The 1,336-nt window shown below is 57.1% G+C and carries 1 protein-coding gene; it reads left to right on the top strand.

Annotated elements, in window-relative coordinates; all coding sequences use genetic code 11:
• The coding region (locus VF202_15060) for a hypothetical protein (GenBank protein HEX7041435.1) at positions 1–1,336 on the top strand (1,336 nt) is incomplete at both ends.

The raw sequence follows: 1,336 nt of genomic DNA, 5'->3' as shown, positions 1-1,336 counted from the left end.
CCCTAGCCTGCCTTCCTCAGGGGCATCTGATTTCACGATCCCTGCCGCACCTACGTTCACCGGATTCTCAGTCGGTGCATACCAGTCCGGTGAGACCAACACGACCAAGGCTGCGATCCGAGCACAGTGGGACACACCGCTGAACCTCGATGGATCGACTATCACAGATGGCGATCACTATGAGATTCGGCACCGCACGAGCCACTACATCGGGTACAAGGTGAGGTGGGGGAAACTTGCTGGATACCAGCAAGTTTTCCAGGAGAACTTCTTGGAGCTTGTGAGCGGCGGCTGGCCCACGGGCTGGACCAACGAGGGTGGCAACACCTTTGATTATGGCGCAGGGAACGGCATAGGCTTCCACATTTGCACCAACACAAACGTTTCACGCCGTAGTTTCCGAGGTAATGTCGCTGATGCGGTGCTGACGTTTGATGTCTCTACAGACACTCTAGCCTCGGGTGCTGCCCACTATGCAGCCGGCATGCTCCGGTACACCGATGGCAACAACTTCTACATGGGTGTGTGCCGCTTCGGCACCGACCAGACGATCATCGCACGAATTCTCAAGCGAGTGGGTGGGGCAGAGACCATCCTTGGGTCGGTTACCATTCCAAACCTCACGCACAGCATCGGTACATGGTACCGCGTGAAGTTCCAGGTGGACGGAGACACCTTGAGCCTGAAGATTTGGGCAAAGGATTGGGAGGCAGAGCCCAGCGCCTGGAACGTCGTGGCGACAGACGGCACCTTCACTGGTCCTGGCCCTGCTGGTGTACGTTCCTTCTTGGTCAGTGGCAATACAAGCGGTACAACGAAGTTCTCATACGCCAACGTGAAGGTTCTCAACCTGGCTCCTGGAAGTGGGTTCAAGTGGAGTGATCTCCAGGGCAACAGGTGGGGTGCGCTCATCAGCGAGCCGGTGAGCGTTGACCCGCAGTGGCAAACGTCCTACGTTGGATGGGGCACAAACGCTTTCACGCTCCTGGAGCTTACTCCTGGTATGACGTATGAGCTTCAGATCCGAGCAGCGGACAATGCGGTGCCGCCGCACTTCGGCCCTTGGTCTGACAGTTCATTCGTGACCACCACCGGGGACATCTTTGCTCCATCGACTCCTGCTCCTCCTGAGGTCGCATCTTCGATGATCGCTATCCAGGTTACGCACAACTTGGGCAGGAACTCCGGTGGCACATTCAACCTGGAGCCTGATCTGGACCACCTTGACGTTCATGTTGGAGTAACAGAGAATTTCTACCCCGACAAGACAAACAAGGTCGGAGAGCTCATTGCTACGCCTGGCATGATCCAGGCCGGCATCCCCGCAGTGGGAACC

This window comes from Trueperaceae bacterium (genome assembly GCA_036381035.1).
Classification (GTDB): Bacteria; Deinococcota; Deinococci; order Deinococcales; family Trueperaceae; genus DASRWD01.
The sequence above is the reverse complement of the archived record's forward strand: the minus strand, read 5'-3'. Positions and strand labels throughout refer to the sequence as shown.